Source organism: Bradyrhizobium sp. SZCCT0148, from assembly GCF_018129985.1.
Classification (GTDB): Bacteria; Pseudomonadota; Alphaproteobacteria; order Rhizobiales; family Xanthobacteraceae; genus Bradyrhizobium; species Bradyrhizobium japonicum_H.
The window spans coordinates 124529-150044 of sequence record NZ_JAFCKT010000006.1 but is presented as its reverse complement, the minus strand read 5'-3'; the positions used below and the strand labels follow the sequence as shown (position 1 = coordinate 150044).

26 protein-coding genes are annotated in these 25516 nt (G+C 64.3%); 13 read left to right on the top strand and 13 right to left on the bottom strand.

Features of this window, described 5'->3' with window-relative positions; all coding sequences use genetic code 11:
• Nucleotides 1–79 precede the first annotated feature (79 nt).
• From JQ580_RS19885 to JQ580_RS19855, 7 genes are all read left to right on the top strand, one after another.
• On the top strand, nt 80–1624 hold the full coding sequence (locus JQ580_RS19885) for an ABC transporter substrate-binding protein (RefSeq protein ID WP_212281918.1): 1545 nt from the start codon (nt 80–82) through the stop codon (nt 1622–1624).
• 7 nt (nt 1625–1631) lie between these two features.
• Complete coding sequence (locus JQ580_RS19880; protein ID WP_212281917.1) at nt 1632–2582, top strand: ABC transporter permease; 951 nt, start codon at nt 1632–1634, stop codon at nt 2580–2582.
• Entirely contained in the window at nt 2569–3441 is an 873-nt protein-coding gene (locus JQ580_RS19875; RefSeq protein WP_212281916.1) for an ABC transporter permease, read from the top strand. Before JQ580_RS19880 ends, JQ580_RS19875 begins: the two co-directional genes overlap by 14 nt.
• Nucleotides 3438–4430: an ABC transporter ATP-binding protein gene (locus JQ580_RS19870; RefSeq protein WP_212281915.1), complete on the top strand. Its 993-nt coding sequence runs from the start codon at nt 3438–3440 to the stop codon at nt 4428–4430. The genes JQ580_RS19875 and JQ580_RS19870 overlap by 4 nt, the downstream gene beginning before the upstream one ends.
• Nucleotides 4427–5398, top strand: coding sequence for an ABC transporter ATP-binding protein (locus tag JQ580_RS19865; protein ID WP_212281914.1), 972 nt, complete (start codon nt 4427–4429; stop codon nt 5396–5398). Before JQ580_RS19870 ends, JQ580_RS19865 begins: the two co-directional genes overlap by 4 nt.
• A gap of 75 nt (nt 5399–5473) precedes the next feature.
• Nucleotides 5474–6541, top strand: coding sequence for an alcohol dehydrogenase (locus JQ580_RS19860; RefSeq protein WP_212281913.1), 1068 nt, complete (start codon nt 5474–5476; stop codon nt 6539–6541).
• Nucleotides 6542–6670: 129 nt separating this feature from the next.
• Nucleotides 6671–7750, top strand: coding sequence for an isocitrate/isopropylmalate dehydrogenase family protein (locus tag JQ580_RS19855; RefSeq protein WP_212281912.1), 1080 nt, complete (start codon nt 6671–6673; stop codon nt 7748–7750).
• 33 nt (nt 7751–7783) lie between these two features.
• On the opposite strand, the gene JQ580_RS19850 is transcribed toward JQ580_RS19855, so the two are convergent.
• The 4 genes from JQ580_RS19850 to JQ580_RS19835 all read right to left on the bottom strand — a co-directional run bounded on the left by JQ580_RS19850 (nt 7784) and on the right by JQ580_RS19835 (nt 10758).
• The gene (locus JQ580_RS19850; protein WP_212281911.1) at nt 7784–8071 is read right to left on the bottom strand and encodes a hypothetical protein; all 288 of its coding nucleotides are present in this window, start codon (nt 8069–8071) and stop codon (nt 7784–7786) included.
• Nucleotides 8072–8175: 104 nt separating this feature from the next.
• Nucleotides 8176–8997 (bottom strand): enoyl-CoA hydratase, encoded by an 822-nt coding sequence (locus JQ580_RS19845; RefSeq protein ID WP_212281910.1) that lies wholly within the window; start codon nt 8995–8997, stop codon nt 8176–8178.
• A gap of 310 nt (nt 8998–9307) precedes the next feature.
• Nucleotides 9308–9679 (bottom strand): helix-turn-helix domain-containing protein, encoded by a 372-nt coding sequence (locus JQ580_RS19840; RefSeq protein ID WP_014497036.1) that lies wholly within the window; start codon nt 9677–9679, stop codon nt 9308–9310.
• Between the two features lie 29 nt (nt 9680–9708).
• Nucleotides 9709–10758 (bottom strand): LysR family transcriptional regulator, encoded by a 1050-nt coding sequence (locus tag JQ580_RS19835; RefSeq protein WP_212281909.1) that lies wholly within the window; start codon nt 10756–10758, stop codon nt 9709–9711.
• A 483-nt stretch (nt 10759–11241) separates the two neighbouring features.
• Here JQ580_RS19835 and JQ580_RS19830 point away from each other — a divergent pair, with 483 nt between their 5' ends.
• Both JQ580_RS19830 and JQ580_RS19825 read left to right on the top strand, forming a co-directional pair.
• The gene (locus tag JQ580_RS19830; RefSeq protein ID WP_212281908.1) at nt 11242–11508 is read left to right on the top strand and encodes a hypothetical protein; all 267 of its coding nucleotides are present in this window, start codon (nt 11242–11244) and stop codon (nt 11506–11508) included.
• A gap of 206 nt (nt 11509–11714) precedes the next feature.
• On the top strand, nt 11715–12446 hold the full coding sequence (locus JQ580_RS19825) for a cytochrome c biogenesis CcdA family protein (RefSeq protein WP_212281907.1): 732 nt from the start codon (nt 11715–11717) through the stop codon (nt 12444–12446).
• A 60-nt stretch (nt 12447–12506) separates the two neighbouring features.
• Here the strand turns inward: JQ580_RS19825 and JQ580_RS19820 are convergent, their stop codons facing one another.
• The 7 genes from JQ580_RS19820 to JQ580_RS19790 form a co-directional block, all read right to left on the bottom strand.
• Nucleotides 12507–13562 carry an ABC transporter substrate-binding protein gene (locus JQ580_RS19820; protein ID WP_212281906.1) on the bottom strand — a complete coding sequence of 352 codons (1056 nt, stop codon included), beginning with the start codon at nt 13560–13562 and terminating at the stop codon, nt 12507–12509.
• A 3-nt stretch (nt 13563–13565) separates the two neighbouring features.
• On the bottom strand, nt 13566–13898 hold the full coding sequence (locus tag JQ580_RS19815; protein ID WP_212281905.1) for a hypothetical protein: 333 nt from the start codon (nt 13896–13898) through the stop codon (nt 13566–13568).
• Nucleotides 13895–14653 (bottom strand): ABC transporter ATP-binding protein, encoded by a 759-nt coding sequence (locus tag JQ580_RS19810; protein WP_212281904.1) that lies wholly within the window; start codon nt 14651–14653, stop codon nt 13895–13897. Before JQ580_RS19810 ends, JQ580_RS19815 begins: the two co-directional genes overlap by 4 nt.
• Nucleotides 14650–15456 (bottom strand): ABC transporter permease, encoded by an 807-nt coding sequence (locus JQ580_RS19805; RefSeq protein ID WP_212281903.1) that lies wholly within the window; start codon nt 15454–15456, stop codon nt 14650–14652. The genes JQ580_RS19810 and JQ580_RS19805 overlap by 4 nt, the downstream gene beginning before the upstream one ends.
• Entirely contained in the window at nt 15453–16268 is an 816-nt protein-coding gene (locus JQ580_RS19800; RefSeq protein WP_311982463.1) for an ABC transporter permease, read from the bottom strand. Before JQ580_RS19800 ends, JQ580_RS19805 begins: the two co-directional genes overlap by 4 nt.
• Before the next feature lie 157 nt (nt 16269–16425).
• Nucleotides 16426–17247: a FadR/GntR family transcriptional regulator gene (locus JQ580_RS19795; RefSeq protein ID WP_212281901.1), complete on the bottom strand. Its 822-nt coding sequence runs from the start codon at nt 17245–17247 to the stop codon at nt 16426–16428.
• A gap of 168 nt (nt 17248–17415) precedes the next feature.
• Nucleotides 17416–18876, bottom strand: a complete 1461-nt coding sequence (locus tag JQ580_RS19790; protein ID WP_212282114.1) for a sensor histidine kinase — start codon at nt 18874–18876, stop codon at nt 17416–17418.
• Between the two features lie 382 nt (nt 18877–19258).
• Between JQ580_RS19790 and JQ580_RS19785 the strand changes: the two genes are divergently transcribed.
• From JQ580_RS19785 to JQ580_RS19775, 3 genes are all read left to right on the top strand, one after another.
• The gene (locus JQ580_RS19785; protein WP_212281900.1) at nt 19259–20257 is read left to right on the top strand and encodes a TRAP transporter substrate-binding protein; all 999 of its coding nucleotides are present in this window, start codon (nt 19259–19261) and stop codon (nt 20255–20257) included.
• An 84-nt stretch (nt 20258–20341) separates the two neighbouring features.
• A complete protein-coding gene (locus JQ580_RS19780) occupies nt 20342–20857 on the top strand; it encodes a TRAP transporter small permease (RefSeq protein ID WP_212281899.1) in 516 nt (171 codons plus the stop codon).
• A complete protein-coding gene (locus JQ580_RS19775) occupies nt 20854–22173 on the top strand; it encodes a TRAP transporter large permease (RefSeq protein WP_212281898.1) in 1320 nt (439 codons plus the stop codon). The genes JQ580_RS19780 and JQ580_RS19775 overlap by 4 nt, the downstream gene beginning before the upstream one ends.
• 65 nt (nt 22174–22238) lie before the next feature.
• Here the strand turns inward: JQ580_RS19775 and JQ580_RS19770 are convergent, their stop codons facing one another.
• Nucleotides 22239–23513, bottom strand: a complete 1275-nt coding sequence (locus JQ580_RS19770; RefSeq protein WP_212281897.1) for a serine hydrolase domain-containing protein — start codon at nt 23511–23513, stop codon at nt 22239–22241.
• A 171-nt stretch (nt 23514–23684) separates the two neighbouring features.
• Here JQ580_RS19770 and JQ580_RS19765 point away from each other — a divergent pair, with 171 nt between their 5' ends.
• Complete coding sequence (locus tag JQ580_RS19765; protein ID WP_212281896.1) at nt 23685–24602, top strand: intradiol ring-cleavage dioxygenase; 918 nt, start codon at nt 23685–23687, stop codon at nt 24600–24602.
• 10 nt (nt 24603–24612) lie between these two features.
• Here the strand turns inward: JQ580_RS19765 and JQ580_RS19760 are convergent, their stop codons facing one another.
• Nucleotides 24613–25503: a LysR family transcriptional regulator gene (locus JQ580_RS19760; protein ID WP_212281895.1), complete on the bottom strand. Its 891-nt coding sequence runs from the start codon at nt 25501–25503 to the stop codon at nt 24613–24615.
• Nucleotides 25504–25516: the final 13 nt, after the last annotated feature.

Genomic DNA, 25516 nt, shown 5'->3' with positions numbered 1-25516 from the left:
GTGGCGCGCTTTTGTCGCCAATCTCGCTCCCAGTCATTCAGCGATCCGAAACATCGGACGAGGGATCCCGGGAGGAACCATGACGAACACTGCTGCCGCGGCGCGGAAGCACGCGCCGATTTTCCTTGTTGCGGCATTTGCCCTTCTTCCGCTGGCCGGGGCCGCACAGGCGCAGAAGTCCGGCGGCAGCATCACCGTCGGTCAAGAGCTGGATATTCCCGGCTTCGATCCGCTCAAGGTCGGGGTCTACGACACGTCGACCTTCACCGCGGCCGCCGCCATCTTCGACACGCTGACCACGCTCGACGACAAGGGCGAAGCCGCGCCCAAGCTGGCGGTGTCCTGGTCACACTCCGACGACTACATGACCTGGACCTTCAAGCTGCGCGAAGGCGTGAAATTCCACGACGGCACGCCGTTCAATGCGCAGGCCTTCAAGGAGAATTTCGACCGCCAGAAGGATCCGGCCAACAAATGTCGCTGCGCCTTCTACATCAGCAACGTCAAGGAAGTGCTGGCGCCGGACGACACCACGATCGTGTACAAGCTCACCGATCCCTCGGTGAACCTGCCGGGTACGATTACCATCCAGAGCCAGAACAACGTCATTCATTCGCCGACGGCCTGGAAGTCCAAGGGCGACGACTACAACCGCAATCCCGTCGGCACCGGGCCCTACATCCTGAAATCCTGGACCGCCGGCGACCGCATGGTGCTGGAGAAGAATCCGAACTACTGGGACAAGGGCAAGCCTTATCTCGACCGCATCATCCTGAAGCCGCTGCCCGACGCCCAGTCGCGCTTTGCTTCGCTGCAATCGGGCGAGGCCGACATCATCTGGGACGACGAGGCCGACGCCGACAACATCCTGAAGGCGCAGAAGGACCCCAAGCTCACCGTTCACACCTATAAGGGGTCGGGCGCTGCGGTCTACGCCTTCAACACCAAGGTCGCGCCGTTCGACGACGTCCGCGTACGACAGGCGCTGGTGATGGCGATCGATCGTCCGAAAATGTCGCAGGCGATCAGCAACGGCCTGAGCCGGCCCGCCAGCAATCCCTATGGCGACGGCTCCTGGGTCAAATGCAAGGACGACGGCGCGCTGCCGTTCGACGTCGAGAAGGCGAAGGCGCAGATCAAGGACTACGGCAAGCCGGTCGAGTTCAAGATGCTGGTGACCGCGACGCCGCGCGGCCGCGTGGTCGGCCAGGTGCTGCAGCAATTCTGGAAGCGTGTCGGGGCCAACATGGAGATCGAGCAGGTCGACCAGGCCACCATTCCGTCGCGCGCCTTCACCCGCCAGTTCCAGATGACGCCGTGGCGCATCGTCGATCTCGCCGATCCCGATCCGCAGATGTACGCGAATTTCCGTACCGGCAGTCCGCTCGCGCTCGCCGGCTTCTCGAATCCCGAGCTCGACAAGCTGCTGGACCACGCGCGCGTCACGGCCGATCCCGCCCAGCGCATCGAGGATTACTGCGCCATAAGCCGCCTGATCAACAAGGAAGCCATCTGGTTCTGGACTTTTCAGAACACCTATTATGCGCTGTCGAGCGCCAGGCTGAAGGGCTTTCCGAAGATCTACAACGGCGTGATCGACGTCTCGAGGACCTGGCTGGAATGACGCCGCGATGCTGAACTTCGTCGTTCGGCGGCTGCTTGCGATCCTTCCGGTTCTGCTTGCCGTCTCGCTGCTGACATTCCTGATCGCCTCGCTGCTGCCGGGCGATCTCGCTCTCGTCATCCTCGGCGACCAGGCGACGCCCGAGAATGTCGCGGCGCTCCGCCGCGACATGGGGCTCGATCAGCCGCTGTGGTGGCGTTATCTGAGCTGGCTCGGCCACGTCCTGCAGGGCGATCTCGGCCGCTCGTTTCGCACCGGGCAGACGGTGTTGCAGGCGGTCGCCGAGCGCATTCCAGTCTCGCTGCAGTTGATGCTGATGGCCGAGTTCATCGGTCTCCTGATCGGCGTTCCCGTCGCGATCGTCTGCGCGGCGCGCGCCGGCGGCGCGTTCGACCGGTTCATGACCGGCAGTGCGTTCGCGATGCTGTCGATGCCGTCCTTCCTGGTGGCGATCCTCTTGATCTACCTGTTTGCGGTCGAGCTGCACTGGCTGCCGGCGACCGGCTATGTGCCGTTCACCGAGGAGCCGCTCAACAATCTGCGCTTCTTCGTGCTGCCGGCCCTGACGCTGGCGCTCGCCGAATGGCCCGGAATCATGCGGGTGCTGCGCTCCGACATGATCGCGACCTTGCAGGAGGACTATATCGCGCTCGCCAAGGCCAAGGGTCTCAAGCCTTCACGCATCCTTTTCGTGCATGCGCTCAAGCCCTCGTCGCTGACGCTGGTGACGGTCACGGGCATCAATATCGGCCGTCTGCTCGGCGGCACGCTGATCGTGGAGTCGATCTTCGCGCTGCCCGGCATCGGCCGGCTCCTGGTCGGGGCGATCTACACCCGCGACCTCGTCATCCTCCAGGGCGTTGTGCTGCTGGTCGCCTGCGGTTTCGTCATCGTGAATTTCATCGTCGACATGCTGTACGCCGTGCTCGACCCCAGGATCCGCCATGGCCACGCTTGAGCTCTCGATGCAGGACGAGGCGGCGCCCGTGCGCGCCGGCCGCAAGCGCAGGCTCGGCCTGCTGTTCTGGCTCGCCAGCGCCTGGGTCGCGATCATCCTTGTGCTCGCGATTTTCGCGCCGGTGCTGCCGCTGCAGAACCCGGTGGACATGGACATGCTGGAGCGCCGCGCGGCGTTCTCCACCGAGCATTGGCTCGGCACCGACGGGCTCGGCCGCGACGAGCTCGCCCGGCTGATCTTCGGCGCGCGGGTGTCGCTGACGGTCGGACTGATCGCGCCGATGATCGGCCTTGCGCTCGGCGGCGCGCTCGGCCTGCTCGCCGGCTATTTCCGCGGGCGGTTCGAGACGCTGGTGGTCGGAAGCATGGACGTGCTGCTCGCCTTTCCCCCGCTGATCTTCGCGCTCGCCGTCGTTGCCTATCTCGGCCAGTCCATTGCCAACCTCACCGTGATCCTCGGCGTGCTCGGCATTCCCGCCTTCATGCGGGTGGCGCGGGCGGCGACGCTGACGCTGGCGCGGCGGGAATTCGTCATCGCAGCCGAGGCGCTCGGGGCCAGCCATGCGCGCATCCTGTTGCGCGAGCTGTTGCCGAACGTGATCCTGCCATTGCTGGCTTTCTTCCTGCTCGGCGTTGCCGTCACCATCGTGGTCGAGGGTGCGCTGTCCTTCCTCGGGCTCGGCGTGCCGCCGCCGATGGCGAGCTGGGGCAGCATGATCGGGGAGGGGCGCGAGAGCCTCGACGTCGCGCCGCGGCTGGCCTTCCTGCCTGCGGCGGCGCTTTTCCTGACCGTGCTGGCCTTCAATCTGGTTGGCGATACGCTACGGGCGCTGACAGATCCGCGTCAGGGGGCGCTGTGAGCACTCCGCTGCTGGTCATCGAAGACGTCGCAGTCGATCTGCCGACGCCGCGCGGCAATTTGCGCGCCGTTGATCATGTTGACTTGTCCTTGGAGGGTGGCCGTACGCTTGGCATTGTCGGCGAGTCCGGCTGCGGCAAGACCATGCTGTCGCGTGCGGTGCTTCAGCTCTTGCCGATGAAGGCGAAGCTCACAGGACGCGTGATGTTCGAGGGACAGGACCTGGTGCGGCTTCCCTCGGAAAGCCTGCGTCGCTTGCGCGGGCGCGACCTTGCCGTCGTATTCCAGGACCCCATGACCTCGCTCAACCCGGTGCTGACCATCGGCACGCAGCTGATCGAGACGATCCAGGAGCATCTCGAGCTCGATGCTCCGGAGGCACGGAAGCGCAGCATCGAGCTGCTGGCGGCGGTCGGAATTCCGGCGCCGGAGCAGCGGCTCGCGCAATATCCGCATCAGTGCTCCGGCGGCATGCGCCAGCGTATTGCGATCGCGATTGCGCTGTCCTGCGAGCCGAAGCTCCTGATCGCGGACGAGCCGACCACCGCGCTCGACGTGACCATCCAGGCGCAGATCCTCGATCTGCTCGCGCGCGAGCAGCGCCGTCGCCACATGGCCATGATCATCATCACCCACGATCTCGGCGTTGTCGCCGGCCGCGCCGACGAGGTCGCGGTGATGTATGCGGGCAGGGTGGTGGAGCGCGCGCCGACGCGGGGGTTGTTCAAGCGGATGCACATGCCCTACACCGAGGCGCTGCTGGCGGCGATCCCGAAGCTGGAGACCGCGCCGCATACGCCGCTGCCTGCGATCTCCGGCCGCCCGCCCGATCCGACGCGGCCGCTGCGTGGCTGCGCCTTCGCGCCGCGCTGCCGCTATGCCACCAGCCGTTGTCATGAGGCCAAGCCCGGGCTGACCAGCGCCGAGATGCCGGATCATCTCTATGCCTGCTTTCACCCGATTCGGATGTCGGAAGGGATCGGCGCATGATGCAGCTTGCCGTGCGTGCCGAGCCGCTCCTGAGCGTCGATAATCTCGTCGTCGAATATGGTCTCGGCAACAAGACGGTGCACGCGGTTTCCGGTGTCAGTCTTGCGGTCGCGCGCGGGGAGACGCTGGGGCTCGTCGGCGAATCCGGCTGCGGCAAGTCGACGCTGGGGCGCGCGGTGCTGCAACTGCGCCGCGCCAAGTCCGGCCGCGTGCTGTTCGACGGCGAGGACCTCACCGCGATGGAGGGTGAGGCGCTGCGCAAGATGCGCCGACGCGTGCAGCTGATTTTCCAGGATCCGATTGCTTCGCTCAATCCGCGCCGTCGCATCGGCGACATCGTGGCCGAGCCGCTGATCATTGCCGGCGTCAAGGATGCCGCCGAGCGCAGGCGCAGGGTTCACGAGGTGCTCTCTGCGGTCGGGCTCGATCCCGATCTCGTGGCGGGCCGCCTGCCGCACGAATTTTCGGGCGGGCAGTGCCAGCGCATCTGCATCGCGCGGTCGCTGGTGCTCAACCCCGAGTTTATCATCTGCGACGAGCCGGTCTCGGCGCTGGACGTCTCGATCCGCGCGCAGATCCTCAATCTGCTGGAGGAGATGAAGGCGCGCTTCGGCCTGACGCTGCTGTTCATCGCGCATGATCTCGCGGTGGTGAAAGCGGTCAGCGACCGCGTCGCGGTGATGTATCTCGGCCGGCTCTGCGAGGTCGGCCCTTCGGAGCAATTGTTCGCAAGTCCGGCGCATCCCTATACGGACCTGCTGTTGCAGGCGATCCCGGTGCCCGATCCGGATGTCCGTCCCGTCGAGGGTGTGGCAATCGGCGAGCCGCCATCGCCGATTGCGCCGCCGTCCGGCTGCCGCTTCCGCACCCGCTGCCCGCGCGCCGACCAGCGATGCAGCGCGGAGATACCGGAGTTGCGCGAGGTCACGCCCGGTCAGTTCGCGGCTTGCCATCACCCGCTGGCCTGACCTAAACCGGTTTGTCTCGCCTTGCCGGCCATGGCATGGTGGCGCGGCGACAAGAAGCATGCCGGGAGAACGCCGATGAAGAGTTTCAAGGTTGCCGATTTCAAGGCGCCGCTGCAAGAGTTCGACGAAGCCACGCCGCAGCCGTCGGGCACGCAGGTGCTGATCAAGGTGAAGGCGGCCGGCGTTTGCCACAGCGACCTCCACATCTGGGAAGGCGGCTACGATCTCGGCCATGGCCGCAAGCCGTTGTCGCTGAAGGATCGCGGCATCAATCTGCCGCTGACCATGGGGCACGAGACGGTCGGCGAAGTCCTGGCCTTCGGTCCCGACGTGAAATCGGCCGACCAGGGTGATCTCAAGCTCGGCGATGTCGGCCTCGTCTATCCCTGGATCGGTTGCGGCAAGTGTGCGACGTGCCTGGCCGGCGACGAGAACATGTGCCTGACGCCGCGCTCGCTCGGCGTTTATTGTGACGGCGGCTATTCCGACCACATGCTGGTGCCGCATCCGCGCTACCTGCTCAACCTGAAGGGACTCGATCCCGCGACGACCGCGCCTTATGCCTGCTCGGGTGTTACCACCTACAGCGCGCTGAAGAAGGTCGAGCAGCATTTCGACACCCCGATCGTGATGTTCGGCGCCGGCGGTCTCGGCCTGATGGCGCTGACGCTGCTCAAGGCGATGGGCGGCAAGGGCGCGGTCATGGTCGATATCGATGCCAGGAAGCGCGAGGCGGCGGAAAAGGCCGGCGCACTCGCCACCGTCGATCCCAAGGCGCCGGATGCGCTGGAGCAGTTGGCAAAGAAGGTGGGCGGGCCGATCCGCGCCGTGATCGACCTCGTCGGCAATGCCGCGACGACGCAGCTTGGATTCGACTGCCTGACCAAGGGCGGCAAGCTCGTCATCGTCGGCCTGTTCGGCGGCGGCGCGACCTGGGCGCTGCCACTGATTCCGATCAAGGCGATCACGATCCAGGGCAGCTATGTCGGCAACCTGCGCGAGACGCAGGAACTGCTCGATCTCGTCCGCACCAAGAAGGTGCCGCCGATCCCGGTGACGACGGCTCCGCTCGCCAAGGCCAACGAGGCGCTGGTGCAATTGCAGCAGGGCGCGGTGGTCGGGCGCACGGTGCTGACGCCGTAATCGATCGCTCTCTCCGCCGTCATTGCGAGCGTAGCGAAGCAATCCAGAATCCCTTCATGGCGACAGTCTGGATTGCTTCGTCGCTTCGCTCCTCGCAATGACGAGGCAACACCTTCCTCGAGGCCTCCCATGTCCGCAAACAACGCCTTCCACATTGCCGTGCTCGCCGGTGACGGCATCGGTCCCGAAGTCATGGCGCCGGCCGTCGAGGTGCTGCGCAAGATCGAACAGAAATCGGATCTGCGCTTCCGCTTCACCGAGGCGCCCGCCGGCGCCAATAATTATCTCGCCACCGGCAAGTCGATGCCAGACTCGACCATCAAGCTGTGCGAGGAGGCCGATGCGATCCTGCTCGGGGCCTGCGGCCTGCCGTCGGTGCGCTACCCCGACAATACCGAGATCGCACCGCAAATCGAACTGCGCTTCATCTTCGATCTCTATGCCGGCGTGCGTCCGGCTCGGCTCATTCCGGGCGTGCCGAGCCCTATCGTCGGCGCCGACCAGCGCGGCATCGATCTCGTCGTGATCAGGGAATCGACCGAAGGACTGTTCGCCTCGATGGGCAAGGGCGTCGTCACCCATGAGGACGCGCGCGAGACCTTGGTAATCACGCGCAGGACCTCCGAGCGCCTGTTCGAATTATCGTTTCGCCTCGCCGAGCGGCGCAAGGCGCGCGGCAAGCCCGGCGCGCTCACCTGCGTCGACAAGGCGAACGTGTTCAAGGCGTTTGCGTTCTTTCGCGGCATCTTCGACGAGATCGAGAAGAAGCATCCCGCCGTGAAGACCGACCGGCTCTACGTCGATGCCTGCTCCGCCATGCTGGTCAAGCGTCCCTGGGATTTCGACGTGATGGTGATGGAGAACATGTTCGGCGACATCGTCTCCGACATCACCGCGAGCCTGATCGGCGGCCTCGGCATGGCGCCGTCGGCCGACATCGGCGACAAATACGCCGTGTTCCAGCCCTGCCACGGCACCGCGCCCGACATCATGGGGCAGGGCAAGGCCAATCCGACCGGCATGATCCTGTCGGCGGCGATGATGCTCGACTGGCTCGCCGACAAACACGGCGTCGAGAGCGCGGCGGAAGCCGGCGAGGCGATCGAGCGTGCGGTGGACCAGGTCTATGCCGGCGGCATCAAGCCGATGGAGTTCGGTGGCAGCAACGGCACGGCGGATATTACCAAGGCGGTGCTTGCGGCGCTGTAGCCTAAGAAAAAGGGGCCCGCAGGCCCCTTGTTTTTACCAGCGGCGCCAGTGGTGATGGCGGTGACCCCAGCCCCACGGACGCGGGCCGTAGAAGCGTCGTGGGCCGCCATAATAGCCGTAGGCGCCATAATAGTTCGGGCGCCAGAAGCAGCGGCCCCAGGGGTTGCAGACCCAGCGCACCTGATCGACGTCAGCAGCCGGGCCCTTTGCAATCTGATCCGCCTGCGGAATGCCGTTCGGCATCGCCGCGAACGCCGAGCCCGAAGCGAGTGCCGCACCGCCCAAGGCCGCCAGACCGAGAACAGCAAACTTAAGTTTCATCGCAATCTCCCTCGTTGGTTGCGAGAGAACCCGCGGAGGATCAACTGGTTGCCGACGGGGGGCGGCCGCATGCGGATTTAATCTTCCTGAACAGAGGTTCAGACTCAGCGTCCCTGGAAGCTGGGTCTTCGTTTCTCCATGAAGGCTTGCCGACCTTCGCGGAAATCGGCGCTGTCCATGCAGGCATGGCCAATCGCCCTGATCGCCTCCATGTCGCGCCGACTCTCGTCCTTCAGCACCTGCGCAATGGTGATCTTTGCGGCCTTGATTGCGAGCGGGGCGTTCTGCGAGATCGTCTCGGCAATCGTCATGGTCTCGCCCCAGAGCTCGTCGACCGGGAACAGGCGCTCGACGAGGCCGATGCGCAGCGCTTCAGCGGAGTCGATGCGCATGCCCGTGTACATCAGCAGCCGCGCCCAGGACGGGCCGACCAGCGACACCAGATGCTTCAAGCCGTCATAGCCATAGGCGATTCCGAGCTTTGCAGCGGGAATGCCGAACTGGCTGCCATGCGAGGCGAGGCGGATGTCGGTAAGCATCGCGACCTGCATGCCGCCGCCGAGGCAATAGCCGTCGATGCAGGCGATGGTCGGTTTGGGATAGTCGGCGAGCAGCGCGCGCTGGGCGGCGCTGCGCTTGGCATATTCCTCGGACGCCGCCGCGTTATGGCGCGTCTTCTCGAACTGGCTGATGTCGGCCCCGGAGACGAACGCCTTGCCGCCGGCGCCGCGCAGGATCACGACGCGCACCGTCTCGTCATCGCGCAAGGCCGTCAGCGCCTCGCCAAATCCCTCCCACATCTCCAGCGACATCGCGTTTCGCTTGTCGGGATTGTTGAAGGTGATCACGCCGACGCCATCGGCTGAGTACTTGATGATCTTGCCGTCGGCGTAAGGTGTTTCGATCGTGCTGGAAATCTCGGGCATTGCGCGCTCGCTTGTTGGCAAGGTGCAATGTGCGGCGGCGGCGTCACCGCGGTCAACGGCGGCAGGCGAGGAGGCTTGCATCCGCCTGTGCCGGTATTGCATGGCGGCCGTGCCGGGACGTTCGGAAGACGGGAACCGATGGCAACGAAAAGGGGCGGTCAGACCGCCCCTACAAGCAAAGGCCGCACGCGGAAGGTCCGCGCCCCAGGACGGATGCAAGAACATGCAATCCGGGTCTCGTTCAATCCGGCCGCGCCCCCGTGGCGCGGCGGATTGAAGATCGGCCGTAAAAACAGACCGTCGATCGACGTCAGGCTTCGTTGGCCGCGATCGATTCCATCAGCGAGACGAGCTGACGCTGCACCGTCTGGTCCTTGATCTTGCTGTAGGCACGCAGCAGGCGGAGGCTGAACGCGCTGTCAAGGAACAGCAGGCTCTCGACTTCGCGGGCCTTGTTGTCGCCGTCGTAGAAGAAGGTCACGGGCACATCGAGGGCGGTTGCGATCTGCTGAAGCCGAGCCGCGCCGACGCGATTGACGCCCTTCTCGTATTTCTGGACCTGCTGGAAGCTGACGCCGAGCTTCTCGCCAAGTTCGGCCTGCGAGATCTTCATCTCGACACGCCGCAGACGGATCCGCTTGCCAAGCTCAATGTCCGGCTTGCCGGCACTGCGCTGCTTCATTCTTTTCGCCGCTGCTTTCATCTTCGTTTTCACCTTTGTTCTTCGGTTGAAAATCCCCCGAAGAGCTGGGTCAGGGGTTCGCCCATGTACGAGTCCTTGAATTCATGCGGGTGCACGAACTCTTCCTTAAACCACGGGAAGCGAGCCGGACTGAAAGCTTCGATCAGCCAATCAATCATGTGCCGCACGCGCGGAATACGGCCGCTACCGGGATGGTAGGACAGCCAGATATCCAGCGGTCGGTTCAACTCGACTTCCAGTGGAATCAACTTCCCGCCAAGCGCAATCGCGTAGCTCGGGAAGACGCCGATGCCGGCGCCATTCGCGACCGCCCAGTAGTTGGCGCTTGAGACGTTGGTCTTCATGACCAGAAGGTCACGTTCCGATACGCCGGGAAAGAAGCTCTCGAAGGATTCCTTGGCGGCGAGCTGGTCGGCGAATTGCAGCACCAGGCGATGCTTGATCAATTCCGCTGCCGAGCGGGGCGCGCCATGCTTCTCGATGTATTTCTCCGAGGCCCAGAACATCAGATGCATGCGGCCGAGCCGCACCAGCTTGATGTCGAGCGCCGAGGGACGCGCCAGATGGATGGCGACATCGGCCTCGTGGCGCGAGACGTCGGCCGAGCGCATCGCGCAATGCAGGTCGACCAGGATCTTCGGATAGGCCTGCTGGAATTCAACCAGGCGCGGGGCGAGCCAGAACGTGCCGAGCCCCTCGGTGACGGCGACCCGCACCTCGCCGGACAGGGCGTTGGCCATCGAATCGCTGGCGCGCAGCACATCGAAGGTGGCGGCCTCCATGCGCTCGACGGCGGAGACCACCAGCGCGCCTTCATCGGTCAGATGGGTGCCGTGGACGTCGCGGGTGAACAGTGTGGTGCCGGTCTGGCGCTCGAAATCGTCGATTCGCCGGCGCACGGCGTTGATCGACAGCGACAAGCGCTCGGCCGCCGACCGGAAACTTCCGCATCGGACGACTTCGAGGAATATACGGGCCGCATCCCAATCCGAGAGGCCGCTGAGATTTGTCGTTGGGCGTTCCGCCAGAGGAACGCCCCTTTCCGCCAAGGAGTGCATACAAGTCCCTTCGGGTTGCTAAACTGGCAGAATCTGGCGCAAACCACAACCACTGCGGGTTGGGGGACGATGAGTTTTGAACCATCATCCTTACTACCTCGTGGGTGGTATTTAGATGCTGCTTGAGCTGGGAATCGGGTGGACTATTCGCCCGCAAGGGGGGTGTGGCGTGAGTTCCGTTGCGAGCCGCGAAATGGCTGCGGGATTATCGGCGCTGTCCGCAATGAATGAATTTGCGCGCGAGCCGGCATCGGGGCTCTCGATGGATCCGTCACATTGGTCCACGCGTTTGCTTGAAGACGGCTTGGAAGACAGCCGACAGCGTGGTGCAGCGATGTTGGCCGAAACCTCGGTTCCACAGCAGAAACACGCTGAAATCAGGTTCGAAGGCACAGTGGCCTCATGGTATCCTCGTAGCTCCATGGGGGCCGAAGAGATCGTCCCAATCTCGTCTCGCAGGCCGAATTAACGGAAAGAACGCCGGTGTCGCATTCAGACGAACAGTTGCAGTCGGTGCTGGAAACGCTCGAGGGGTGCCGCAGGGTTCTCAACGCGTGCGACAGCCGTGAGTCGGCCGAGCTGCTGTCAATCGTCATCCTCGACGTCAGGATGAAGCTCAAAGGAATTAACAGTGCCGATCTCAAGGCACTGTGCGACGAAATGCTGCGGAGCGCCGCGCGCGAGCCGCAGTCCCCCTTCAAGCAGACGCAGGACCAGCCCCGGCGTCCGCTGCTCCGCGTGGTGAAGTAGCCGCGCCGCCGAATCTCGCTTTTTGGCGAGGTTTGTGCGCGTCCCGATGCCGCATCTGTGATCGCAGGCGGCATCGGGAGGAGCCCTGGTTTCGTGCGCCTCTGTTGCGCATTCTCCGGCATCGGTTACACCAGAGCCGGTTCGGCTCCGGGCCGCGCCTATTCCCGGCGCGCCGCACCGGTGCCTGAGATGGCTCAGACGGCATCATGCAAAATGTTTCGATCCCGGCGGCGCTGATTGCCGGCCTCGTCAGCTTCCTCTCGCCGTGTGTCCTGCCCCTGGTCCCGCCCTACCTGATCTATCTGACGGGCGCCACGATCGAGCACGTCGAGAGCGACGAGCCGGCCTCGGCCTCCAAGCGCGCGATCATGATGTCGGCGCTGCTGTTCGTGCTTGGTTTCTCCACGGTGTTCGTCGCGCTCGGCGCCAGCGCCTCGTTGGTCGGCGGGCTGATTCGTGCCTGGTCGGCGGAGCTGTCGATCCTCGCCGGCATCGTCATCATCATCATGGGCCTGCACTTCCTGGGCCTGACGCGCATCGGCCTGTTGATGCGCGAGGGACGGCTGCCGATCCCGAAGCCGGTCGGTCTCTGGGGCGCCTATATCATGGGGCTCGCCTTCGCGTTCGGCTGGACACCCTGCATCGGCCCGATCCTCGCCGCGATCTTGTCGATCGCCGCTGCTGAGGCCACGGTGACGAAGGGAGCAGGTTTGCTTGCGGTCTATTCCGCCGGTCTCGGCATTCCCTTCCTGATCGCCGCTTTGATGATCAAGCAGTTCTCCGCGCTGTTCGCGCGCATGAAGGGCCATCTCGTCAATGTCGAGCGAGCCATGGGCGTGCTGATGGTGATCACCGGCATCGGCTTTCTCACCGGCGCTGTCTCGAACGTGAGCATCTGGCTGCTGGAGACGTTCCCGGCGCTGCAGACCATCGGATAGGGCGCAATCAATCCGGACATGCCGACGCGCTGCACGCGCCGGCATCCCCTGTGCGGTTGCTTAGGGCTTGAAAACGTAGCCCGGCGAAATCGCCGCCGTCTCCGGGATCGGCGGCAGATCGGCGAACAGTTCGGGACGGTCCTTCATGACTTTGAGGATGTGCTTCGGTTCGATATGCGCATTGACGTCGAAGGTCGATTTGAGGATGCCGAACCGGTACAGCCGGTCCTCGGCGCTCCACAGCGCACGGTAGTTGTTGGCCGACAGGCGGCGGTCCGCCTGCTGGATGTTGAACTGCATCGCAGTCTCGGCGACGTCCTGCTTGAGCCCCGGAATCCAGCGCGTGGCGACCTGGGCCGCCTGCTTCGGATTCTTGCGCATCCATTGGTCGGCCTCGGAAACGGCGGCGAGGAATTTCTCGATGGTCTCGCCGTTGGCCTGCACCCAGGGACGAAGCGCGACGTTGAAGCCGATATAGGAGATCACGTCGCCGCCCCGGATGATCTCGACCGCGCCGGGCACATCCTTGCCGGCAACGATCGGCCAGGGATCCCAGGCCGAGAACGCGTCGATACCCTTGGCGAGCAGGGCGACGGTCATATCCGGCGGCGGCGTGTTGACCAGCGTCACGTCATCCGGCTTCAGCCCCGCCTTCTCCAGCGTCGCCAGGATGTAGAGATGATTGATGGTGCCGAAGGAGGCTGCGATCTTCTTGCCCTTCAGCGTCGACAGGTCGCCCTTGACGATGCCCGAACCTTCGCGCGCGATGATCGCCATGGTGGCGTCTGAGCCGGCCTTGGTGGCGTTGCCGCTGAAATTACCGAGTGCGACAAGATCCATGCCGCGCAGCACGGCGCCGATCATGGGCACGCCGACCTGCACGATCTCGCTCTCGCCGGCCTGCAATGCGTTCAGGGCGTCGACGCCTGTCGCGTAGGGGCGTGCGATCGTGACATCGAGCCCGTACTTCTCGAAGAAGCCGCGCTCGAGTGCGATCGGCAGGCCGATCTGGTCGATGCCGGTGACCATGCCGGCCTTCAGTTTGGTCGGAGTCTGTGCGCTCACCGGCACCATGCCGGCCAAGAGCGCGATTCCAAGCAACAAGAGTCTTTTCATATCTCAGCCTCCCTCTTTTATCGGCCCCACGGCCGTCACCCAATAGGGGCGGGCGACGGCGTTGAGGTCCGTTCGTTTGACACCGCGTAGTTCGATCGAATGCTCGTCTGTTCCCGAGACGCGTCCAAATTGCTGAAATGCGAGCACGTGGAAGCGCTCCGGCGTGAACGGCAGTTCGATTTGCACGTTCACTTTTTCCGATGTGCCTTTCAGGTCGGGCGATATCTTTCCCGGCGCCGCCACCGTCAGCCAGAGTTGAAACAGCGCCCATGCGGCAATCGCGCCGAGCACGATGCGGCCCTTGGAGGAGCGCAGGACGTCGGAGGCGATGCTCATGCCGCGCGCACCATCTGGAGCACGCGCGCCGAGAGTTGCTTGAAGTCGTCGTCCTTGACCAGGTTGTCCCAGACGCGGGGACGCGGCAGGTCGACCGCGATCTCGTCCAGCACGCGTCCCTTGGACAGCACGACCACGCGGTTGGCGAGAAACACCGCTTCCGGCACGTCATGGGTGATGAAGATCACCGTCGGCTTGCGCTCCTGCCAGATCCGGGTCAGTTCCTCCTGGAGCGTCATGCGCGTCTGCGCGTCGACGCTGGCGAACGGCTCGTCCATCAGCAGTACGGAGGGATTGTTGGCGAGTGCGCGCACCACGCCGACACGCTGCTGCATGCCTCCGGAGAGCTCGTTGGGATAGCGGTGCGCCGCATGCGACAGACCTGCAAGCGCCAGATATTCACGCGCGATGCGGTCGCGCTCGGCCTTCGGCACGCCGCGCATCTTCGGACCGAAGCCGACATTGTCGAGCACGGTCTTCCAGGGAAACAGCGCGAACGATTGGAACACGACCCCACGCTCGGGGCCTGGCCCATGCACCGGCTTGCCGTCGAGCAGGATATCGCCCTTTGAATAAGGGATGAAGCCTGCGATCATGTTGAGGATGGTCGTCTTGCCGCAGCCGGACGGGCCAACCACCGAGATGAACTCGCCGGGCTCGACGTCCAGCGAGACGTCATGGACGGCGGTGACATGCGCGCCTGCGTAAGGGTCGAAATAGGTCTTGCCGAGATTGCGCAGTGAAAGCGTCTTCATGATGTCACCAATCCCCAGCGTTGGCCGGTCACGCGCTCGAGCGGCGCGAGAACCCAGGCGTCCACGATGTACCAGAGCAATCCGAGAATGATCATGCCGAGCAGGATCTCGACGGTGGAGCCGGCGCGTCGGGCATCGAACATCATGAAGCCGATCCCCGACGTGCCGACGATCATCTCGACTGCGATCAGCGCGCGCCAGCCATAGCCGAGGCCGTTGCGAAGCCCCGTGATGATGTTGGGCAGCGCGCCCGGCAGCGTGACCTCCCAGAGCACCCGCGCGCGCGAGGCGCCGAGGCTTAGCGCGGCGCGCGCAAGGTCGCGCGGCACCGATTCAACCCCGAGCACGGTGTTGAGCACGACCGGGAACAGCACGGTATAGACGATGACGAAGGTCATCGTCGTCAGTCCGAAGCCGAACCATATCAAGAGGATCGGCAGCCAGGCGATGTCGCCGATCGCCTGGAAGAACAGCAGCACCGGCCAGCAGATGCGGTGTGCCCAGCGGCTGGTGCCGATCAGAATCCCCAGGGGAATGCCAATCGCCATGCCGACTGCGGCCCCCGTCGCGAGCCGGATCAGGCTGTCCTGGAGATAGTCGGGCAGGATCCCCTTGTAGGTGAGCGTGAAGAACGCGCGCACCACGTCGGCGGGGCCCGGGAAGAACGCGCGTGGAAACACTCCGGCCTCGCTGACCGCGGTCCACAGTGCGAGCACCGGGATGAAGGGAATGATGGCGGCGAACCCCGGCCAGCGCCGGGTCAGGCGGGTGTAGCCGGCCCAGATTTGCAGCAGCAGATTCATGCGCGCCTCACCATGCCCCAGCGTTCGATGGTCGCCCGTTCCAGTGGCACCAGCATCAGACGGTCGATCAGCAGCCAAAGCACGCCGATCACGATCATGCCGAACACGATCACCTCGGTGCGGTAGAAATCGCGTGCGACGAACAGCATGTAGCCGAGCCCGACATTGGTCGCGATCATCTCGGCGGCGATCAGTCCGCGCCAGGCGAAGCCAAGGCCGGTGCGGATGCCGGTGACGATGTTCGGCAGCGCGCCCGGCAGCAGCACTTCGGTCAGCAGCGCCCAGCGTCCGGCGCCGAGCGATGCGGCAGCATTGCGCAGCGTGTGTGGAATGGTCCTGACGCCGAGCAGGGTGTTGTAGGCGACAACGAAGAACACGGCGTTGAAGATCACGAAGACGATCGCGCCGAAGCCATAGCCGAACCACAAGGTCGCGATCGGGATCCAGGCAATGCCGGCGAGCACCGAGAAGAAGCGGAACAGCGGCGTGAGAAAGGCCGCCACGGTCGGGCTCACGCCCATGGCGATACCGAGCGGCACGGCGGTGGCGATGCCGATCAACGTGCCGAGGCCGACGCGCAACAGGCTGGCACCGACATGGGCGATTAGCGTGCCGTCGCGGATCGACTCCATGGCAGCCCCGCCGACGGCGCCGACCGAGGGAAACACGCGCGGATTGACGTTGAACAGCGGGACGACGATCGCCCAGATCGCCACCAGCGCAAGCAGCGGCGCGACGAACATCGCGGCGCCCGCCAGCGAATTGACGCTGCGGATCCATCGCGACGATCGACCCTTCAGACTGCCCGTCACCTGCATTTTTCCTCCCTGGCGTTCAGCTATGCCTGTGCCGGCATTTCACGCTGATCATTCCTGACATCGTAACCCTGTCTCGCGCGATCGCAGCTGCCGGTCTGCTGCCACGACCGCGATCCCGGGCGGGGCGAGGATGTAGGGCGAGCCCTCAGCGTCACGGTCCACGACGTTTCCTCCTGCTCTTGGCGCTCGACGTCCTGGCCGCGCGCACGGCGGGCCCGTCCGTCTTGCGCGTGGCCGCGGCGATGACCGTCTTCCGGTTCGCGAGCTTCAATCGGGTGTAGCCGATCAATCGTTCCATCGCGGCGCGCGCCTTCTCCGGGTTGCCGCTCTCGATGGCCCGCGCCGCTGCTGCGTGGTTCGGCAGATTGTCCTTGAACCAACCACCCGGGCCACCGACCGCAACGGTGAAGACGGTGCTCAGGATGGTGTCGATCGCGCTGCGAAAGCCCTGCAGGACCGGGTTGTGGGTCGCATCCAGGATGGCAAGATGAAAGGCCTTGTCGGCGGCAAGCGCGCTGGCCTGGTCTTTCGCGGTCTGCATCGCGGCCAGGGCCGTGTCGATCCGCCAGCGGTCGTTCCTGGTCGCGCGTTCGGCGGCGAGCGCTGCGGCCGCAGGTTCGATGATCGAGCGCACTTCCTGGATTGCCAGCAAAAGGTCGCGATCCGGTTCGTCCTGGCCGACGAGCCAGCTCAGCACGTCGCGATCAAGCAGGCTCCATTCGTGGCGCGGCAGCACCTGCGTGCCGTGGCGCGGTCGCACGCTGACGAGGCCCTTCGCGGCAAGCGTCTTGATTGCCTCGCGCACCACGCCGCGGCCGACGCCGAAACGGGCTTCGAGCTCCGGCTCCGGTGGCAGGGTGGTGCCGACGGGAATGAGATCCTGCGCGATCTCGCGGCCGAGCGTCGTCAGCACGGCGCGGATGCGGCCGGGCTTGATCGGTTTGTCGGCTCGGCTCGGCCGGGCTCGTGCCACTGGATCGTTTCTCCCTGCCGGCCTGTCGCAGCCGGTTCGTTGTCTTGGCTGCCCGCCGGCAGCTTCACATTCATCCGATGTTTAACATCGGATGAATGCGGCGTGCGAGCGCAATTGTCGCAGGGTTGGCGTGTTGCGCTGCGATATTTCCCCGGGGTCCCGGAGTGGCTACTGCGTCTCGTCCAGCGTGCAGATTACGGTGCAGACCACGCCGCGCGGCAGGAAGTCGACGGTGGCCTCGCCGCCGAGCTGGTCGCGCGCGCTGCGCTCGATCAGGCGCGAGCCGAAGCCGCGCTGCACAGGTGCCGTGACCGGCGGTCCGCCGGTTTCGGTCCAGATCAGGCGCAGCCGCGGTTTAGGGGCATCGGCGATGATCTCCCAGTCCAACGTCACTCGCCCGGTCTCGTTGGACAGCGCGCCATATTTCGCTGCGTTGGTGGCGATCTCGTGCACGATCATCGACATCACGACGGCGAGCCGCGGCGAGAGCGGCACAGAGGGGCCGGCCATGCGGATGCGGTCGGGACCGTTCATCAGGAACGGCTGCAGCGCGCGGGCGATCACCTCCCGCAGCTTGGAGCCCGCCCATTTCTCCTGGCTGAGCAGATTATGCGCTTCGGCCAGCGCGCCGAGCCGCCCCTCGAACTTCATCCGCTCGTCCCGGCTCGCGCTGCGGAAGGTCTGCACAGCGATCGCCTGCATCAAGGCCAGCGTATTCTTGACCCGATGGTTGAGCTCGTCGATCAAGAGATTGTGCAGCATCTCACCGCGCGCGATCGTGGTCGCCATCCTGACCGCGAAGGTGAGCCCGGTCAGCAGCAGGATGCCGCCGATCAGGCTCGTGATCGCGATGTTGCGCCAGAGCGGCGCGATCAGCGAGTTCTCGGGGAGGCCGGCCACGACCGTCCAGCCCGTCAGGCTCGACCTGGTAAAGGCAGATGACAGCGCCACCCCGTCGAGCGAGACGCTCGAAAGGGCGGCTTCCGACGTGCGAGACATCGTATCCTTGAGGACGCCGGAGGCCCGCTTGCCGATCATCTCGCTCGGGTTGGGAACGCGCGCGAAGACGACGCTCTTGGTGTCGAGCAGGGATACGGTCCAGAGCTGGTCCGGGCGCTGCTTCTCGACAAGCCCCTGGAAGATGCTGATCGGCGGGCTGAAACTGAGGTCGTAGATCACTTCGCCGTCGCGAAATACCGGAACCTCGACGGTGAGCTCCTGCCGGCCGTTGATCGCCTCGCCGATGAACAGGTCGGAGTATTGCGGCGTTTTCCTCGCAAATACTCTTTCGATTGTCTCGAGATTGCCGCGTGGCGGCAGGCTTGCGGTGTCTTCCGTTGCGGAAGAGAACAACAGCCGACCCTCGCGATCGGAGATCAGCACCAGGCCGCCTTTGCCATATTGGTCGACGAAACCGAGCGCGATGCGGCGGAAGTTCTGGAAGTCGTCGTTGCGCAGCGCATTGGTCAGCGCGAGCACCTGCAGGCCGCCGGTCATCCGCTGTACCTCGGAGTCGAGGACGAGACGCATGCTGCGCACGTTCTCCAGGACCCGCCGGGTCGCGTCGCTCCGGTCCTGCTTGTAATTGTAGACGGCGATACCGACCGCAAAGACGATCAGCGGCAACATCGTTCCCGTGACCAGAAGAGCGAGCCGGACCGGCAGGGTGAGCTTTGACAAACGTGTAGTTCCCGGCGCCCCGGCGCGACGGCGCCGGACAAACGAAGCATAAAGCAGTGGCTCCGTTGTGCCACCGCATAATTGGTCGTGGATCGCGCCGGATCAGGCATTCCGGGGGGCGTGACGAAGTGAAGGTTGCGGTGCAGCAGATGGCGTAAGCGCGGGTCCTGCGTCGAACTGTATCAGAGGCCGGCTCATCATTGCCCGAGAGCGCATCCGAATCTGACTTCCGTCCCGCCGCGTATTTTCATACGCTTGCCTCTCGCAAGCCGCATAACGGCTGCGCTCACGGCCCGGCGACAGGGCCGGGGCATCAAAGGGAGGGGAGACGATGAAGCGAAGATCATTTCTCGCTGGTATCGGGGCGACCACTGCAGCGGCTGCGATCGGCATGCCGTCGATCCTCAGGGCACAGGCGCCGATCACGCTGAACGGAGCCGTGCAGTTCAACGACGACCACGCCTTCAATCGGGCACTGCTCCGGTTCGAGGAACTGGTGAAGAAGTATTACGGCAAGCCCGTGAACTTCACCTTGCACAGGAACTCATCGCTCGGCCTCGAGAAGCAGTATTTCGAATACATGTCGCAGGGCAAGGCAGTCGATTACGGCATCGTGTCGCCGGCTCATATGTCGACCTTCGCAAAGGCGGCCCCGTTCATCGACGCTCCCTTCGTCTTCAAGGGCATCGAGCACATGAACAAGGTCGTCGAGGCCAATATCCTGGCGCCGATCGCCGATGAAGTCGCGGCGAAAGCCGAGGTCGTCCTGATCGGCTATTCCGGTGGCGGCATCCGCAACATCTTTGCCAACAAGCCGCTCAAGAATCTCGCCGATCTCAAGGGTCTCAAGGTTCGGGTGCAGGGCGCGCCGATCTGGTCGAAGACTTTTGCGGCGGTCGGCATGAGTCCGACGGTGATCGCCTACAACGAAATCTACAACGCGATCCAGAACGGCGTGATTTCGGCCGGTGAAAACGAGGCGGCCGGCGTCGAAGCGATGAAGTTCTACGAAGTGGCCCCGCATCTCAACCTGACCCAGCACGCCGTATCGATCCGGCCGATCTGCTTCTCGGTGAAGACGCTGAAGACGCTGCCGAAGGAGCTGCAGGACGCGATCATGAAGGCCGGCAAGGAGGCTGGCGACTACGGCCGTCAGCTCGAGTCGAGCGAAGAGGTCGTCAAGCTCGACACGCTCGAAAAGGCCGGCAAGCTCAAGCGCGTCCCATTCGAGGAGCGCGACGCGATGAAAAAGCTCGCCGACCCCGTGATGGCCACCTACGCCAAGGAAATCGGCGCCGAGGGCATCTTCGAGAAGATCAACGTCGTCTGAGGCCTTTGCGTCCGCCGACAGCAACTCCGGGCAAGCCCCGCTTCTTGCCCGGATGTAGCGGATGTCATGCCGCACGGAGCTCCGATGTCTGAAATGCCCGTTTCGTCCGTGCCGTCGCTGTGGCGTCGCATGTCGGCCGCCTATGCCAAATTGCTGGAATTCCTGCTGGCCGCCTGCGTCGGCATTCTTGTCATTCCGGTCACGCTGCAAATCGTCTCCCGCTATACGCCGTTCATTCCGTCCTACATCTGGACGGAGGAGATGGCGCGGTTCCTTTTCGTCTGGACGATCATGATCGGCGCAATGGTCGGCGTGCGGGAGGCGCAGCATTTCGAGGTCGACGTGTGGCCCGACCTGTCGCGGCGGTCGGAGGCCGCGGTGCGGATTTTGGCGCGGCTTGGCGTGCTGGCGCTGGCCCTCGTGTTCGTGTGGGCCGGAATCGAATTCACACGCTTCGCCTGGAACAGGACGTCGGAACTGGCGGATCTGCCGCTCTGGCTGATTCACGTCGCCTGGCCTGTCGCCGGCGCGACATGGATCGTCTTCGCCGGCGAGCAGATCGTCGATGAAATGCGCATTGTGGCTGGGGCAGAGCGATGAGCGGCAACGTACTTTCTGCCGGACAGGCCGCCATGGTGCTGTTCGGGGTCTTCGTCGGCCTGCTGATCGTGCGCGTGCCGGTCGCCTTCGCGCTCGGTCTTGCCTGCGTGCCGATCCTGCTGATCGAGCCGCATTTGTCGATGATGATGCTCGCGCAGGAGACCTTCAATGCGTACAATTCGTTCATCCTGCTGGCGGTGCCGTTCTTCCTCTTGACGGCAAACCTGATGAGCATCGGCGGTATTACCGACCGTCTGGTGGCGCTGTCGCGCTCGATGGTCGGGCACTGGCCGGGCTCCCTGGCGCAGATCAACGTCGTGCTGTCGGTGTTCTTTGCCGGCATCTCCGGCTCCTCCACCGCCGATGCGGCGAGCCAGTCCAAGATCTTCATCGATGCGCAGACCAGGGAGGGCTACGATCTCTCGTTCTCCATCGCCATCACGGCGGTGTCGGCCGTTCTGGCGGTCATCATCCCGCCGTCGATCCTCATGATCGTGTGGGGCGGGCTGATCTCGACCTCGATTGCGGCGATGTATCTCGCCGGCATCGTGCCGGGCCTGCTGATCGCGGGCGCTCAGATGGCGACGGTGCACATCTATGCGGTGCGCCGCGGCTACCCCACCTATCCGAAGGCAAGCTGGGTCGAGATGCGGTGCGCCATCTGGCAGTCGATACCGGCCTTGATGACACCCTTCATCATCGTCGGCGGCATTCTGCTTGGGTGGTTCACCGCGACCGAATCCGCCTGCGTCGCGGTGCTTTATTCCGTAGTGCTCTCGGCGTTCTTCTATCGCGAGACGGGGATACGCGAACTGTACAAGGCGCTGCTTGATACCGGTCGTCTTGCCGGCGTCGCGCTGTTCTGCGTCGGCACCGCCAGTGCGTTCGGCTGGCTGCTCGCCTACTACAAAATTCCGCAGGAGCTGCTGGCCAACGTCTCGACATGGGGCATGGGCGCTGTTGCAGCCGGCTTTTTCATCGCCTTCTGCTTCCTGGTGGTGGGCTGCTTCCTCGATGCCATCCCGGCCATCATCATTGTCGGGACCGTGCTGGAGCCGCTGGCCAAGTCGGTCGATCTCCATCCGGTCCAGTTCGCGATCATTTCGATCGTGTCGCTGGCCTTTGGCCTGGTGACGCCGCCCTATGGCCTGTGCCTGATGATCGCCTGCTCGATCGCGGGCGTGAGGCTTCGCTATGCGCTGAAGGACACGGTCATCATGCTGATTCCGATGCTGCTCGTGCTGGCGGCGCTCATCGTCTGGCCCAGCGTATCGCTGTTCTTGCCGCGTTTGATCGTGCCCGAAATGCTCAAATGAGCAGCGGCGAGTGAACTTCGGGGAATGTGATCCCGCGGACGACCGCCGCGGGATCGAGGCGACCGCTACAAGTTGCTCTCGGTGATCGCGGCATAGAGCATGCTTCGGAGCTCGCGCCGGATCGGGTAGGCGCTCGAGGGTAGCACCTGCGTCATGAAGATCGCGATCAGCTCCTCGGCCGGATCGATCCAGAACGAGGTGGTGGCCGCGCCGCCCCAATTGTATTCGCCGGGGCTACCGGCGATCAGCGTTTCTGCCGGTCGCATGGTCACGGCGAAGCCGAGACCAAAACCGATGCCGTTATAGGCCGCTTCCGAGAACAGCGAGCGCGATACTTCCGGCAGCGAACGACCGCCGGGAATGTGGTTGCTCGTCATCAGCGCCAGCGTCTTCGGCCCGATCAGCCTGACGCCGCCGAGCTCGCCGCCGTTGAGCAGCGCGCGGCAGAAGGTGAGATAGTCGGCGACGGTGGAGCAGAGGCCGCCGCCCCCCGAAATGAACGAGGGCGGGGTGAGGAACGAGCTCGTCGCCGGATCGTCCTGGAGCGTCAAGCCTTCGCGGCGCTGTCCGGCATGGAAGGTCATGCCGCCGCCGGGATCGGCGGAATAGCAGGCCGCGAAGCGGTGCGCCTTGGAGGTCGGGACGTGGAAATCGGTGTCGGTCATGCCGAGCGGATCGAGGATGCGTGACTTGAGGAACTGCTCGAACGGCATGCCCGAGATTTTGCCGACGAGATAGCCGAGCACGTCGGTCGCGACCGAGTAGTTCCAGGCTTCGCCAGGGGAGAATTCGAGCGGAATCTTCGCCAGCGACTCGATCATCGTTTGAAGCGTGCCGGCCTTCTCGACCTCGCCGATCTTTTCTGCGCGGTAGGCGGCATCCACATTGGAGCGCTGCTGGAAACCGTAAGTGAGGCCGGCGGTGTGGCGCAGCAGGTCGACGATCAGCATTGGCCGGGATGGCGGCCGGGTCAGGAAAGCCGGATAAGTGCCGGCGACGAAGACGCCGAGATCCTTCCATTCCGGAATGTATTTGGCGACGGGCTCGTCGATCGCGACGAGGCCTTGTTCGACCAGCATCATGAAGGCCACGCTGGTGAGCGGCTTGGTCATGGAATAGATGCGGTAGATGGTGTCGTCCTTGACCGGCAGCTTGCGCTCGACGTCGGCAAAGCCCTGAACCGAGCTGTGAGCAACCTTGCCCCGGCGGTAGACCAGAAGATGCGTGCCCGGGAAGCGGCCGGCATCGATGTACCGGCTCTTCAGATGCGCATCGACACGGTCGAGCGCGGCCTTGGACATGCCGACGGATTCGGGCGAAGCGGGGGTGGGCGCGAGCATCAGTTCCTCCGGGCAGTTTTTGTCGGTCCGTTGATAGCCAAATGACGGCCCCATTCCAAGCCACTCGCGCTTAACGCGGGCAGGCCGGCTGGTGTAGGCTGCGCCCTGGAACGCCTCCAGGGAGCCCCAAGGGCCTCCAAGGCCAACGAGAAAACGCAGGGCAAATGCAACATGACCCAGTTCAACGAGACTGATCTCACTGAAGCCGTCGTCAAGAGCTTCGATAACACCCCTAATCCGCGCGCGAAATTCCTGCTGCAGGAGCTGGTGAAGTCGCTGCACGATTACGTGAGCAAGACGGGTCTGACCTTCGAGGAATGGGACTACGCCATCGATTTCCTGACCCGCACCGGGCAGAAGTGCACCGACACCCGTCAGGAGTTCATCCTGCTATCCGACGTGCTCGGCGTCTCGATGCTGGTCGACGCGGTCAACCATCGCGACCGCGAAGGCGCCACCCAGACCACGGTGCTCGGCCCGTTCTATGTCGGCGAGCACAAGGTGACCGCGCACGGCACCGACATCTCGCCGAACAACCAAACCGGCGAGCGGATGTTCGTGCAAAGTCGCGTCACCGACCTGAAGGGCAACCCGCTGGCCAATGTCCCCGTCGACGTCTGGCATGCCGACGACGACGGCTTCTACGACTCCCAGAAACCCAACTATGACGAGGTCGGCGCGTCGGCGCGCGCGCGCTTCATCACCGACAGCGACGGCCGTTTCTTCTTCCGGACCATATTGCCGTGCAGCTATCCGATCCCGACCGACGGCCCGGTCGGCGAGATGATCGTGCAGACCAAGCGTCATCCGATGCGCCCGGCGCATGTGCACTTCCTGGTCAACGCGAAGGGCTACGAGCCGCTGATCACGCACGTCTTCATGGACGGCGACAAATATCTGGATTCCGACGTGGTGTTCGGGGTCAAGGACGATCTCGTCGCCAAGGTCGAGCCGCGCACCGATCCTGCGATGCCCGACGGGACCAAGGCGAACGGTCCGTGGCATTTGATGACTTACGAATTCCACCTCAAGCCCGGCGGCGGCATGGCGCCGACGCCGCTGGGGACGAAGACGGCAGAGCCGGCGTGAGGGCTCGAGTTCATCCCCCGATATAGGCCGCCAATTCGTCGGGCGTTCCCTTTGGAAAGGCTTCCTTCAGATAATCGAGGAAGGCGGAGACGCGCGCACTGAGCAACCGCCGTGATGGATAGAGTGTCCACAGGGCGATGTCGGGTCCTTCGACATCGCCCCATCGCACCAGCGTGCCGGCGGCAAGATCGTGGCTGACGAGCGACAGCGGCAGCCGTGCTGCGCCGACGCCGGCTCGAACCGCGTCGCGGACCATCATCAGCGATGACAGGCGAAGCACCGCGTCGACGGCAACACGCGACGTGCCGGCCGGTCGCCTGATTTCCCACGCTGCGGTTTCGTCATTTCCGCGCACCACGGCCGGAACGGCCAGATCGCCCTTTGGTCGTTTCAGGGTGGGGCCGGCCACGACCACCAGTCTGTCGCGCAGGAAGATGCGGCCGACGAGGCTTTCATCCGGATCGGGATTGACCCGGATCACGAGATCAAGACCCTCCTCGATCATGTCGACCTGGCGATCATCCGTCGTTACCTCGAGCCGGACCTGAGGATGCCTCAGCGCAAAGCCGGCCGCGAGCCGGCCCATGGCACTTTGCGAAAAGAGCAGAGGAGTGTTGATCCGCAACTTGCCCTTTGGCTTGTCTCCGCCCGAGGCGATCGCTGCCGCCGTCTCGTCGAGCTCGGTGAGGAGTGCTCCGGTCCGCTCGTAAAGCGCTCGTCCTTCCTGGGTGAGTTTGAGCGTGCGCCCGCCGCGCTCGAACAGACGCAGATCGAGACTGCTCTCGAGCTCGGACACACGCCGGGACAAGGTCGCTTTCGGACGTCCCGCGGCGCGCGCGGCCTTTCCGAACCCCCCGTGGCGGGCAACAAGGTTGAAATCGGCCAGGGCAAGCAAATCCATCTGTTCCACCGGT

Excerpts from the sequence above, each read along its gene's own strand:
- JQ580_RS19835 (WP_212281909.1), bottom strand. The coding sequence starts at position 10,758 with ATGCACTCCTTGGCGGAAAGGGGCGTTCCTCTGGCGGAACGCCCAACG.
- JQ580_RS19815 (WP_212281905.1), bottom strand. The coding sequence starts at position 13,898 with ATGAGCATCGCCTCCGACGTCCTGCGCTCCTCCAAGGGCCGCATCGTG.
- JQ580_RS19855 (WP_212281912.1), top strand. The coding sequence starts at position 6,671 with ATGTCCGCAAACAACGCCTTCCACATTGCCGTGCTCGCCGGTGACGGC.
- JQ580_RS19760 (WP_212281895.1), bottom strand. The coding sequence starts at position 25,503 with ATGGATTTGCTTGCCCTGGCCGATTTCAACCTTGTTGCCCGCCACGGG.
- JQ580_RS19810 (WP_212281904.1), bottom strand. The coding sequence starts at position 14,653 with ATGAAGACGCTTTCACTGCGCAATCTCGGCAAGACCTATTTCGACCCT.
- JQ580_RS19790 (WP_212282114.1), bottom strand. The coding sequence starts at position 18,876 with ATGTTGCCGCTGATCGTCTTTGCGGTCGGTATCGCCGTCTACAATTAC.
- JQ580_RS19820 (WP_212281906.1), bottom strand. The coding sequence starts at position 13,562 with ATGAAAAGACTCTTGTTGCTTGGAATCGCGCTCTTGGCCGGCATGGTG.
- JQ580_RS19865 (WP_212281914.1), top strand. The coding sequence starts at position 4,427 with ATGATGCAGCTTGCCGTGCGTGCCGAGCCGCTCCTGAGCGTCGATAAT.
- JQ580_RS19850 (WP_212281911.1), bottom strand. The coding sequence starts at position 8,071 with ATGAAACTTAAGTTTGCTGTTCTCGGTCTGGCGGCCTTGGGCGGTGCG.
- JQ580_RS19775 (WP_212281898.1), top strand. The coding sequence starts at position 20,854 with ATGAGCGGCAACGTACTTTCTGCCGGACAGGCCGCCATGGTGCTGTTC.
- JQ580_RS19770 (WP_212281897.1), bottom strand. The coding sequence starts at position 23,513 with ATGCTCGCGCCCACCCCCGCTTCGCCCGAATCCGTCGGCATGTCCAAG.
- JQ580_RS19885 (WP_212281918.1), top strand. The coding sequence starts at position 80 with ATGACGAACACTGCTGCCGCGGCGCGGAAGCACGCGCCGATTTTCCTT.
- JQ580_RS19875 (WP_212281916.1), top strand. The coding sequence starts at position 2,569 with ATGGCCACGCTTGAGCTCTCGATGCAGGACGAGGCGGCGCCCGTGCGC.
- JQ580_RS19785 (WP_212281900.1), top strand. The coding sequence starts at position 19,259 with ATGAAGCGAAGATCATTTCTCGCTGGTATCGGGGCGACCACTGCAGCG.
- JQ580_RS19840 (WP_014497036.1), bottom strand. The coding sequence starts at position 9,679 with ATGAAGCAGCGCAGTGCCGGCAAGCCGGACATTGAGCTTGGCAAGCGG.
- JQ580_RS19845 (WP_212281910.1), bottom strand. The coding sequence starts at position 8,997 with ATGCCCGAGATTTCCAGCACGATCGAAACACCTTACGCCGACGGCAAG.
- JQ580_RS19880 (WP_212281917.1), top strand. The coding sequence starts at position 1,632 with ATGCTGAACTTCGTCGTTCGGCGGCTGCTTGCGATCCTTCCGGTTCTG.
- JQ580_RS19805 (WP_212281903.1), bottom strand. The coding sequence starts at position 15,456 with ATGAATCTGCTGCTGCAAATCTGGGCCGGCTACACCCGCCTGACCCGG.
- JQ580_RS19860 (WP_212281913.1), top strand. The coding sequence starts at position 5,474 with ATGAAGAGTTTCAAGGTTGCCGATTTCAAGGCGCCGCTGCAAGAGTTC.
- JQ580_RS19765 (WP_212281896.1), top strand. The coding sequence starts at position 23,685 with ATGACCCAGTTCAACGAGACTGATCTCACTGAAGCCGTCGTCAAGAGC.
- JQ580_RS19825 (WP_212281907.1), top strand. The coding sequence starts at position 11,715 with ATGCAAAATGTTTCGATCCCGGCGGCGCTGATTGCCGGCCTCGTCAGC.
- JQ580_RS19780 (WP_212281899.1), top strand. The coding sequence starts at position 20,342 with ATGTCTGAAATGCCCGTTTCGTCCGTGCCGTCGCTGTGGCGTCGCATG.